General features: G+C 67.3%; 9 protein-coding genes. 4 read left to right on the forward strand and 5 right to left on the reverse strand.

Annotated features, from left to right (window positions below; genetic code table 11):
• The 3 genes from D472_RS0113315 to D472_RS0113325 all read left to right on the forward strand — a co-directional run.
• On the forward strand, nucleotides 1–567 hold a 567-nt coding region (locus D472_RS0113315), incomplete at its 5' end, for a tripartite tricarboxylate transporter TctB family protein (RefSeq protein ID WP_017604981.1).
• A gap of 28 nt (nucleotides 568–595) precedes the next feature.
• The gene (locus D472_RS0113320) at nucleotides 596–2,125 is read left to right on the forward strand and encodes a tripartite tricarboxylate transporter permease (protein WP_017604982.1); all 1,530 of its coding nucleotides are present in this window, start codon (nucleotides 596–598) and stop codon (nucleotides 2,123–2,125) included.
• Between the two features lie 20 nt (nucleotides 2,126–2,145).
• Nucleotides 2,146–3,108 (forward strand): Bug family tripartite tricarboxylate transporter substrate binding protein, encoded by a 963-nt coding sequence (locus D472_RS0113325; RefSeq protein WP_033303772.1) that lies wholly within the window; start codon nucleotides 2,146–2,148, stop codon nucleotides 3,106–3,108.
• 51 nt (nucleotides 3,109–3,159) lie between these two features.
• Here the strand turns inward: D472_RS0113325 and D472_RS0113330 are convergent, their stop codons facing one another.
• Complete coding sequence (locus D472_RS0113330; RefSeq protein WP_017604984.1) at nucleotides 3,160–3,735, reverse strand: nitroreductase family protein; 576 nt, start codon at nucleotides 3,733–3,735, stop codon at nucleotides 3,160–3,162.
• Nucleotides 3,736–4,060: 325 nt separating this feature from the next.
• Here D472_RS0113330 and D472_RS0113335 point away from each other — a divergent pair, with 325 nt between their 5' ends.
• A complete protein-coding gene (locus D472_RS0113335) occupies nucleotides 4,061–4,648 on the forward strand; it encodes a protoglobin domain-containing protein (protein WP_017604985.1) in 588 nt (195 codons plus the stop codon).
• 107 nt (nucleotides 4,649–4,755) lie between these two features.
• Here the strand turns inward: D472_RS0113335 and D472_RS28185 are convergent, their stop codons facing one another.
• The 4 genes from D472_RS28185 to brxD all read right to left on the reverse strand — a co-directional run bounded on the left by D472_RS28185 (nucleotide 4,756) and on the right by brxD (nucleotide 10,801).
• On the reverse strand, nucleotides 4,756–5,094 hold the full coding sequence (locus D472_RS28185) for a hypothetical protein (RefSeq protein WP_152447951.1): 339 nt from the start codon (nucleotides 5,092–5,094) through the stop codon (nucleotides 4,756–4,758).
• A complete protein-coding gene (locus D472_RS0113340; protein ID WP_239642967.1) occupies nucleotides 5,091–7,100 on the reverse strand; it encodes a hypothetical protein in 2,010 nt (669 codons plus the stop codon). Before D472_RS0113340 ends, D472_RS28185 begins: the two co-directional genes overlap by 4 nt.
• Nucleotides 7,101–7,316: 216 nt before the next feature.
• Nucleotides 7,317–9,479, reverse strand: coding sequence for a DEAD/DEAH box helicase (locus D472_RS0113345; protein WP_017604987.1), 2,163 nt, complete (start codon nucleotides 9,477–9,479; stop codon nucleotides 7,317–7,319).
• Nucleotides 9,476–10,801, reverse strand: a complete 1,326-nt coding sequence (gene brxD, locus D472_RS0113350) for a BREX system ATP-binding protein BrxD (protein ID WP_033303775.1) — start codon at nucleotides 10,799–10,801, stop codon at nucleotides 9,476–9,478. Before brxD ends, D472_RS0113345 begins: the two co-directional genes overlap by 4 nt.
• Between the last annotated feature and the right edge of the window lie 2 nt (nucleotides 10,802–10,803).

The raw sequence follows: 10,803 nt of genomic DNA on the forward strand, positions 1-10,803 counted from the left end.
GCCATGCGCTTCGACAACCGGACGACGGCGGCCGTGATCGGCCTGTTCGCGGTCGGCTACCTCCTCTTGGCCTTCCAGGTTCCCGAGTACACGGCCGTGAACGTTCCGGTCCAGCCCGGCACGCTGCCCCGCTGGCTCGGCTTCGTGCTGCTGGTCCTGGCCGTCCTGCTGTTCTTCCAGCGCGGATCGCGTCCGACCGTCCAACAGGAGGCCGGTGAGGACGCGAAGGACTCCGACCAGGTCAGTGGGCAAAGCGCCGAGGAGAAGCGGATCTTGGGGACCGGTGCGGCCACGGGCACGGCCGAGCCGCTGCGCCTGGGACGGCTGAAGGATCCTCGTTTGGAGATCGGGCTGTTCGTCGCCGCGCTGTGCGCCTACGTCGCACTGTTCGAACCGTTGGGGTTCGTCCTGTCCACGGCCCTGTACCTCGGCTCGATGACCTTCTACCTCGGTTACCGCCGCCACCTGGTCACCGTCGCGGTCGCCGTGCTCCTGCCGCTGGCGCTCTACCTGGGCATGTCCTCGGGTTTGGGCGTGATCCTGCCGAGCGGCCCGCTCCCGTTCTGACCCCGACCGAGCCGAAAGACATCCGCGCATGAACATGCTCGACCAACTCCTCCAGGGATTCAGCGTCGCGCTGACTCCGGAGAACCTCCTGTTCGTCTTCATCGGTGTACTCGCCGGGACGATCATCGGCATCCTGCCGGGGCTGGGCCCGATGAGCGCGATCGCGCTGATGATCCCCATCGCCTACGGCATGGACCCCACGTCGGCCATCATCATGCTGGCCGGGGTCTACTACGGGGCGATCTTCGGCGGTTCCACCTCCTCCATCCTGCTCAACGCCCCGGGGGTGGCCGGCACCGTCGCCACCTCCTTCGACGGCTATCCGATGGCCCAGCAGGGCAAGGCCGGCAAGGCCCTGGCCACGGCGGCGATCTCGTCGTTCGTCGGCGGCACGGTCGGCGTCGTCGGCCTGATGATGATCGCGCCGAGCCTGGCCTCGTTCGCGGTCAGCTTCGGCCCCACCGAGTACTTCGCCCTGATGGTGCTGGGGCTGACGGCGGTGGTCTCCCTGGCCGGGCGCGACCTGGTCAAGGGGCTCATCTCCGCGGTCTTCGGCGTGATGGTCGCCCTGGTCGGCATCGACTCCCAGACCGCGATCACCCGCTTCACCTTCGACCTGCCCGAACTCTACGAAGGGGTGGAGTTCCTCATCGTGGCGCTGGGCGTGTTCGCGCTGGCCGAGGTGCTGGTGATGCTGAACCGGCGCGGTCAGGGCGGGGCCCGGGGCGGGGTGACCTCACTACGGCTGTCCAAGAGTGAAGTGGTCGCGATGACCCCGCCGACACTGCGCTCCTCGGTGCTCGGTTTCTTCACCGGCGTGCTTCCGGGGGCGGGCGCCACCGTGGCGTCCTTCCTGTCGTACTCGCTGGAAAGGCGCGTGGCCAAGGACGGCGACACGTTCGGCCAGGGCAACATCAAGGGTGTGGCCGGACCGGAGTCGGCCAACAACGCCGCCGCCGTGGGCTCGTTCGTCCCACTGTTGACCTTGGGCGTGCCCGGGTCGGGCACCACCGCGATCCTGCTCGGCGCCCTACTGGTGCTGGGTGTGCAGCCGGGTCCGTTGATGCTGAGCGACCGGCCGGACATGTTCTGGGGTCTGGTCGCGTCGATGTACATCGGCAGCGCGGTGCTGCTGGTGTTGAACCTGCCGCTGATCCCGCTGTTCGCCAAGGTCTTGAACACACCGAAGACGGTCCTGATACCACTGGTGGTCGTATTCTGTGTGGTGGGCGTGTACGGGCTCAGCTTCAGCGTGTTCGACCTGGGACTGCTGGTCGCGTTCGGTGTGATCGGGTTCCTGATGCGGCAGAACGACTTCCCGGCCGCTCCGATGATCCTGGGGTTGATCCTGGGCGGGCTGATGGAGAAGTCGATGCGTCAGGCGTTGCAGATCTCCGGCGGGGACTGGTCGGTGTTCGTCACCGAGCCGATCTCCGCTGTCCTCATCGCCTTGGCGGTGCTGTCGATGACGCCCGCGCTGGTGCGGGTCGTTCGTGAACGCACGGCCCGAGCCGGTCGGAGCGGGGAGCGTGACCGGACGGAGTCCATGAACGGTTGAGAGCCCAAGAAGGAGCAAGGATGAGGGGCATGAGCCGGCGCGCCGTTCTGGCCGCCGGCCTCGTGCTGCCCCTGGCAGGCTGCCTGCCATCGGCCAGGCCCGAATCCCTGCGGATCATGGTGCCCACCCCGCCCGGCGGGGGGTTCGACCACACCGCCAGGACCGTGGCCACGGTGCTGGAAGAGGCGAAGGCCGTGCGCGACGTCACCGTGTTCAACCTTCCCGGGGTCTCGGGCACGGCCGCCTTGGCCCGGTTGATGTACGAGCACGGCACCCCCGACCTGATACTGCAGATGGGGTTGGGCGTGCTCGCCAACTCCCACATCGCCTCGGCCTCGCACTCGGCGACGGAGGCCACTCCCCTGGCCCGGCTGATCCAGGAGCCCGAGGCCCTGCTGGTCCCGCCGGACTCCCCCTTCATCTCGATCGATGACGTGGTGCGGGCCTGGCAGGACGACCCCTCCTCGATCGCGGTCGGTGGGGGGTCGACCCCGGCCGGCCCCGACCACATGGTGACCATGCTGCTGGCCGAGGAATTGGGCATCGACCCCTCGCGGGTGGATTACCGCGTCTATGACGGGGGCGGCCCGATGCAGGCGGCGCTGCTCGGCCACGAGGTGGACTTCGCCATGGCCGGGCCGAGCGAGCAGCGCGCGGCGATCGACTCCGGCCAGGTCAGGGTGCTGGCGCTGACCGGCGAGGAAACCGATCCGGAGATCGACGCGCCGACGTTGATGGAGGCGGGTATCCCCCTGCACTTCTTGAACTGGCGCGGGCTGCTCGCCCCGCCCGGCCTGACCGAGGTCGAGCGCGAGGAGTTGGTGTCGCTGGTGGCGAACATGCACGCCTCCGACCAGTGGCAGCGGCGGCTGGAGCGCAATCGGTGGACCGACGCCTATCTGGAGGGCGCGGCGTTCGCCGATTTCCTGGCCCAGGAGGAGGAGCGGATCGGGGCCGCCCTGGATCGGCTGGGATCGGTCTGAACGGGCCGGCTCCGGGCTCCTTCCGATCGGCCCGAGGGAGCACCGCCCTTCTCAGCCGGGCATGCGGCCGATGAACTGCTGCGGGTCCAAGGTCGCACGCTTGGACTCGCGCAGACGGGCACGCAGGTGTTCGTCGATGTCGCCGACGTACAACCAGCCCATCAAGTGCTCGGTCTCGGCCAGCCCGTGCACGGCCCTGACCTCGGGGGCGTTGGCGTCCAGCCCCGTGCGCCACATCACGCCCCAACCGCACCGCCACAACGCCAACTCCAGCAGGTGTCCCACACCGGCGGCGGTGGCGTGCTGCTCCCACTCGGGCACCTTGGGGTGCGGCTTGGGGCTGGCGACGACCGCGATGAGCAGTTCGGCTCGGAAGGGCTTGGTGTTGACCTCGCCGGGTTCGCGCACGACCCCGGCCGCCGCGTCGAGCGCCTCGCCGAGGCGGGCGCGGTCGTCCCCGCGCAGGGGGATCAGCCGCCACGGACGCAGCACCTTGTGGTCGGCCACCGAGGCCACGGCCGGTAGCAGACGCGCCAACTCCTCATCGTCAGGGGTCTCCGGTCCGACCTTCGACAGCGAACGTCGGGTGGCCATCGTCTCAAGAACCGGATCGGAGAAGAACCGCATGTACCCCTCTTCTTACTCACTGGGCCCGCATTGTCTCGGCCCTTCGCCCTGGCCGCCGCGCAGGCGACGACCCTCACCACCACTCTCCACCATATGAGGCGTTTTGTCCGGTGCTGCGCGGTCACTCACCCAGGCCGGTGGTGCTGTCGCCGTGCCATCGGTCCAGTGGCCGGGGCCGGGGTGCTGGGAGCCCTGCTGTCCGTGTGTCGAGCAGAGGCCACACGAAGAAGACGGGCCGCTCCAGCTGGTGTTTCTCCTTCGTCTGTCTCCCGACCGCTCATACGCTGGCCTTTCGGGGAACCTCAACGGGGAAGAGTAAATCAGGATGAAGGCGAAGATTGCCGGCTACGCGTACGGCAGTGACGAGGCGGCCAGGTCACCGGTCGGACCGCAGGAGCTGGACAGGCTCAAGGCCACCGTGATGTTCACCGAGGACGACGAGCAGGCGCTGCGGCTTGCGGGGGACGTGCTCGAGGACCAGACCGAGGACGTGCTCGACACCTGGTACGGATTCGTGTCCTCCCACCCCCACCTGGTGGCCTACTTCTCCACCCCCGGCGGAGAGCCCATCCAGGAATACCTGGACCGGGTGCGGTCGCGGTTCGCCCAGTGGATCCTCGACGCCTGCCGGCGTCCGTACGACCAGACCTGGCTGGACTACCAGGAGGAGATCGCCCTGCGCCACACCCACGAGAAGAAGAACACCGCCGACGGTGTGGACTCGGTGGACAACATCCCCCTGCGCTACACCATCGCCTTCATCTACCCGATCACCGCCACCATGCGGGAGTTCCTCGGCAAGAAGGGGCACGACGCCGAGCAGGTGGAGGCGATGCACCAGGCGTGGTTCAAGGCGGTGACCCTGCACGTGGCACTGTGGTCGCGCCCGTACGTGCGCGGCGACGACTGGTGAGTGCGTGCGATTCCCGCACGCGTGCTTGAGACGTGTCGGTACACGTTCACCCCGCCCGCCGCTTCGGCGGACGGGGTGAACGAGGCGAGTCGAGGCGGCGGGGTGAGCTACCCCCTACTCAGGGCCACTTCCGTCCATTTGCGTGGCCCCGAGCGGGGTGACGCCGGGTAAGGACGCACTCGACCATCGATGATCACCGTTGTCTCGCCGCCGGCTCCACTCACCAGCAGGTCGCACACGTAGCCTCCAACGCTCTGGCGCACTCTGGGCTCCACGCCTTGTGCGACGAGCGCCTCGAACAGTCGGCTCCGGGCGTCACCGGACGACTTGTCGACGGGCTTGGCCGAGCCACCGGCGAAGTCGGAGAGCAATCCTCCCTGCTCGATCCAGGTAGGTAGGGGGTCTGAAGGAATGGCTTGATCGAATCGATCAACCTGGAGGGTCATCCCTCTCTGCTACGGACGGGTTCGTTAGTGGTGAAGAGTCGCATTAACAGTTCATACACAGGTCTGGTTCCCCGGTCGACCCCATGGCGATCACACCACTCGATGATCATCTGTCCTAGGACGATGGTACGTCCGTTCGCTTCAACGACGCCAGGCACCTGTGCCGTGCCGGTGACCGCCTCTACCAGGATCCTCGTGACCAGTTCGCAACCGGCTTCTGACTCCAGAAGATAGGCCACCCACGGACCGACAGCTTCCAGCGTGGCTTCATCACCCCGTTGGCCAAGGACCGACCTCCACATATCCGCGACATGACGCACCGTCCTGTCCCGGAGCTCACCAGAGGTTGATTCGACCCTCAGCAGGAGTTCGGGAATCCCGTCTTTAGTACGGGCCAGACAGCCGATGACGAACCGGTGAGCGATATTTCGCCGCTCGTCTGGAACTCCTGGACGGTTCCAATCATCGACGATCGTCCTCACCACGTCGAAGAAACCCCTGGTGTCGTCCGCGATCTCCTCCAGCGCGTCGAGGGCGGCCTCGCGTGCCTTCACGGAGTCCGCCTGAGCCAGCCATTTGAGACGAAACAGCGCGGAGACAACGTCATCCCGACTGTAGATGGCGCAGGCCATGGCAACCACAGCGGCGTGTTCGTCCGTTTTCGGCTTCCTCGACCATTCGTAGAGTTTTCTACGCATCTTGCTGCCGAAGTCAGGCCAGGAGGCGACTTCTGCGGCTAATCTGGCCGCAGCCTTCCTGGGTGCCTTCCCATCCACCCACTCGTTGAGCAGCCGAATCGTCAACTCTGGGTCGTTCCTGCGCAGGGCCAGTCCGATCCACGCGCTGCTCACCGCGTCAAGGCACTCTTTAGGATGGTCCGCCGCGATGGCATCGGTCCAGGCCAGTAGTTCCTCATGGATCCGCGGTAGCTGGGACCACACGTAGTCCAGGACCGCGGTCGCGTACTCGGGTTTGGTGAAGCGTACTCGACCGTCCTCCCCACGTTCGGCCCCGACGAGTCTGAGCGTCGGTTCGACCCCGAGACCGGTGAGTCCGCCGGCGTCACCTTTCTCGACCCCCAGCATCGGTGCCAGGGTGTCAGCGGCCCTGAGTATCTTTTCACTGTCCAGTCCTTCGAATGTGGCGACGGAAACGAGAACGATGCGATTCCACGCGGCTTCGGGCCCGCCCTTGTGCTCGTCGAACCACCGGTCGAGTTCGGCTTTCCAATCGCTGTAGATCCCGATGGCCTCGTTGATCCACGCACCCATGCTCTCTTGCGTGTCACGTGCGGAGAAAGCCAGGAATCCGACGTTGGCCATACGGACCGCGTCCGCTGGCGAGGCTTTGGCCATGAGTGTCTTCACTTGCGCCCATCGTGCCAACGCCTCGATACCTTCGGCATCAGGAAAGTGCTTCAGATGTTTGGCGAGCACATCGATGGCGGGGGGCCGGTCCACCCTGAAAACGGGCACCTCGGGGAAGGCAGAGTCATACATTCCCGGCGGTGTGATGACGATCAGCGCGGCATCGTATCCTTCCAACTTCTGCCAAAGCACCCGGATCGCGTGGATGACTTGCTCGTCCACACTGTTCATGGTGGAGAGGTCGACGATGTAACCTGCACCCGGAATCGGTTTGGTCCTGCCAAGGAGACGGTGCGGTGTCTCGTCCGGGTTGTCGTTGTCCTGCCCGAACTGGACTTGATGTACCTGAAGGCCACACGAGGTGTGCAATGCGATCGCGGCGGTCTCCCGTCCGCTCCCAGGCTCCCCAACGAGGACGCCCCATCGCTTCTCTTTGAAAACCCCGAGAAAGCGCTCGTAGGCTTCCCTAGAGGCCGGGTGGAAGGTGTTCGCCAGGTACTTCTGGTACTGCCAACTCTTCCTCTTCGGCTCCAGTCCTTCCGTGTTGAACTGGTAAACGAAGAGATTCCCGTGCAGACGGCCTAGCTGCACCATCTTGAGGGATTCGACAGGATTGTTGATTACCACGGTGTTACTCACCTGCGCGGTCTCCTGCGCGACCATTTCCATCCAGGTCCTTTCTCCTGCTCTACGACTCAGCCTTGGCAACACGTTCGCTAATGGATTAAACAGAATGGCAGATCGTGCCGTCTGGAAGGGCGCCGACCTGAATTCAGGGGAGAACCAGCCAGCGATCCTTGTTATAGGTGAAAGGGTCTGCCTCCGTAGAGGCCTTGGAGTGGGCGACTTTTCAGATCAGGGCTGGAGGAACCGTGTGGGTTCCTCCAGGAGGGTTCGGGCGCCCTCGATGTCGGCCAGCCGGGCCGACAGGGTGCGTTCGGCCAGGTGCTTGGGAAGCGCCGCGTTGAACTTCAGCCCGTCCAGGGCGCGCACGGACACCTCGGGCAGGACGATGCGCTCCCCTGCGGCCTCCTTGACCGCCGCCCACGTCCGCGGGTCCAGCTCGGCGTTCAGTCGCAGGCTCGCGTCGCCCGGTTGCTGCTTGGGGTCGGCCGCCCGGCCCAGGGTGGCGGCCAGGGTGAGGTTGGCCCTGGCCCCCGCCCAGGTCCACCACCGCAGGTCGCCGCCCGTGCCGCGCACGATGACCGACCCTCCGGGGTGGACCAGGTCGGTGTGCTCGTCCCTGGCCTTGGCCAGGGCGGTGACCGCTCGCCTGGTGAGCCGTACCTTCGGATCGGCTCCCAGCAGCACCTCGCGCACGGCCCTGGTGAGGTGGTGGGAGGAGCCCAGGTGGCCGCCCGAGTCCCACTTGGCCTTGCCACCCCCACCCTCGACCGGTTCGACGAAGCACCGCTGCCGACGCCAGTCCACCCAGGTCACCGCCCAGGTCCGCCCGGCCAGCAGCAACCGGCGCGGTCCTTCCTCCTTCTCGTCGGCGGCCAGCAACGCCGGGTCCACCCGCCCGATCTCGGTCCGCCCGTGCAAGGCGGTGAACTGCGGCGGCGCGGTGAACACGCTGGTCAATTCCATGAAGTGGCGGTGGCCGAAGCGCTTCTCGGCCTCGGGACCGATCATCATCAACCCGCCGTCCAGGTCGATGAACCCCTCCCGAATCAAGTGGGCGGCGATCGGCGCCCCTTGAGCGAAGGGCTCCAGGTCCCCCCACCACTCGGGCCACAACCGCTCCCCCACCTCGGGTTCCTGTAGACACAGGGCCAGCAGCTGTTGGGCGACGATGTGCCGGGGTTCGGGGGTGGGCACCACCGGTTCCACCCAGTGCTCGCCCCACAAGTGCAACAGGGCGGCCGCGTCCAACAGCCCAGACTGGTCCACCGCCAGGAACAGGCAGTTGCGAGTACCGCCCGCCCGCCGCCCGGTACGGCCGATGCGCTGCAAGAACGAGGCCACGCTGCCGGGCGCGTTGATCTGGATGACCCGGTCCAGGTCACCCACGTCGATGCCCAGCTCCAGGGTGGAGGTGGCCACGATGACGCAGTCCCGGGCCTCGGCGAAGGCCGCCTCGGCGCGGCGGCGCTCGTCCAGTGCCAGGGAGGCGTGGGACAGGAAGGTGGTCACACCCAGTTCGCGCAGGGCGTGACCGAGTTCCTCCACGTACTTGCGCGAGTCACAGAACACCAGACGTTTTTCTCCCCGGTGCAGGGCCGCGATGACCTTGGCGGCGTTGTGCAGAGAGCCCACGTGGTCGAGTTCGACCTCTCCGGGCGGCGGCTCCTCGGGGGCCTGTCCGGGTCTGGGCAGGTGTACGCCGGGGGCGATCACTTGGCCGGGTCGCTCACCGGCCCGCGCCCCCTGCAACCAGGTGAGCAGTTCATCGGGATTGCCCACGGTGGCCGACAATCCCACCCGTTGAACCGGTCGTCCGGCCACCCGCCCCAGCCGTTCCAGGACGGCGAGCAGGTGCCAGCCCCGGTCGTCCCCGGCGAAGGCGTGCACCTCGTCCACGACGATGCCGTGCAGGTTCGCGAAGAACGCCCGGTGGTCGACCTTGGTGCTCACCAGCATCGATTCGAGCGATTCGGGGGTGGTGAGCAAGACGTCGGGACGGTTGCGCAGGATGCGTTGGCGCCCGGCGCTGGTGACGTCGCCGTGCCAGAGCTCGGCGGTGTGGCCCATCCACCCGGCGTAGGCCTGCACCCGGGGCAGCAGGTTGTTGAGCAGCGCCTTGATGGGACACACGTACAGCAGCGACAGTCCCTCCCCCGTCCGCGCGGCCATCGCGGTCAGCAGCGGGAACAGGGCCGCCTCGGTCTTGCCTCCGGCGGTGGGGGCCAGCAGGATCGTGTCGTCACCGTCCAGGATCGGGGCCAGCGCCTCGCGTTGCAGGGGACGCAGACCAGGCCAGCCCAGGGTATTGACGACGTGGTGGGCCAGCGTGGGGTGGAGCAGGTCCAGGCTGCTGGGTCCCGACCCTTCCCCCACCTCCCGTACCCCGCTCACAGGTCCAGCTCCACCTCGTCGGCACTGGTGGCCCGCTGCACGTGGGCACCGCGTTCGACCTCGGTGAGTTCACTCGCGCCGACCTTGAGATCGTAGTGTCGCCTGGGGTCGAAGTCGGGGTTCTGGTCCACTCGATCCATGACGTCCACGAGCTTGCGCAGGAACAGACGCGGCGCGATGCCGATCCGTCCGCCCAGCTCCCCCGCAACCGCCTCGGCGAAACCGAGCAGGTAGCCGTCGTCGACCCGTTCGCGCACCCGCTGGGGGTCGTCGGCGCCGTCGGCGTACAACTCCCGCACGGCCAGACCCAGTGCGTGCAGCTTGTCCAGGTCGAAGCCGGAGAGGCGGATCTGGGCGGCGTACAGGTTGTCGTGGGCGGGGTCGGCCAGGAAGTCGGTGTGCAGGCGCTGGGCCAAAGGCGCCAGACGTTGGACGCCCTGGGGCCCGTCGAAGAAGGCGGGGGTGCCGGTGATCACCAGGTACAGCCCCGGGAACTGCCGGTTGGCGATCTCGTCCAGCAATTGCCGCAGGGCGTTGAGCGCCTTCTCCCGGGTGTCGGTGCGGGCCCGTTGGAGGGTCTCCAGCTCGTCCAGGACCACGAGCAGACCAGGGTGGCCGCAGTCGCGCAGCAGGACGAGGAGTCCTCTGAGCGCGGCCAGGGCCCCGAAGTGGTCGAGGTCGCCCTTGATCCCGGCGTAACGTTTGGCCGCGGCGGCGACGTTGGGCTGCCCGCCCAGCCAGGCGATGAGCGCCTCGGCGATGGCGGGCTCGTCCTCGGCCTGGGCCCGGTGGTAGCCGCGCAGCGCCGCGGCGAACCCCGGGTTGGCACTGGCGACCTCGCTCAGACGGCGCTCCATCAGGTCGGTGACCGCGGTGTTGAGCGCCTCCTCGTCCGCCTCGTCCACCTTCCCGTCGGCCAGGACGTCCTCCTCCAGGGAGTAGAACCAGTTGTCGACGATCTCACGCAGGGCGCTGGGAGGCTGCGTGGCGGTGGCCAGGCGCTCGGTCAAGCGTCGGTAGACGGTCTCCAGCCGGTGCAGCGGGGTCTCGGTCTCGGAGATCTGGATCTCGGTGACGGCGAAGTTGGCGCGTTTGGCGCGCTCGCCCAGCCAACGGACGAAGAAGGTCTTGCCGGAGCCGTACTCGCCGCGCACGGCCTTGAACTCCGCGCCTCCGGTGGCGACGTTGCCGAGTTCCCTGTCCAGGGCGCTTTCGAAGCGTTCGAGCCCGACGGCGAACAGGTCCAGGCCGCCGTGCGGCACGGTTCCCCTGCGCAGGGCGCCCACGACCTCCTCACGGCGGGCCTCACTGACGGGTTTCAGGG

Origin of the sequence: Nocardiopsis alkaliphila YIM 80379, assembly GCF_000341005.1 — a bacterium.
Lineage (GTDB): Bacteria > Actinomycetota > Actinomycetes > Streptosporangiales > Streptosporangiaceae > Nocardiopsis > Nocardiopsis alkaliphila.

What these genes read in the sequence shown, in the direction of transcription:
- D472_RS28185 (WP_152447951.1), bottom strand. Translation starts at nt 5,094, where the DNA reads ATGACCCTCCAGGTTGATCGATTCGATCAAGCCATTCCTTCAGACCCC.
- D472_RS0113335 (WP_017604985.1), top strand. Translation starts at nt 4,061, where the DNA reads ATGAAGGCGAAGATTGCCGGCTACGCGTACGGCAGTGACGAGGCGGCC.
- D472_RS0113320 (WP_017604982.1), top strand. Translation starts at nt 596, where the DNA reads ATGAACATGCTCGACCAACTCCTCCAGGGATTCAGCGTCGCGCTGACT.
- D472_RS0113330 (WP_017604984.1), bottom strand. Translation starts at nt 3,735, where the DNA reads ATGCGGTTCTTCTCCGATCCGGTTCTTGAGACGATGGCCACCCGACGT.
- D472_RS0113325 (WP_033303772.1), top strand. Translation starts at nt 2,146, where the DNA reads ATGAGGGGCATGAGCCGGCGCGCCGTTCTGGCCGCCGGCCTCGTGCTG.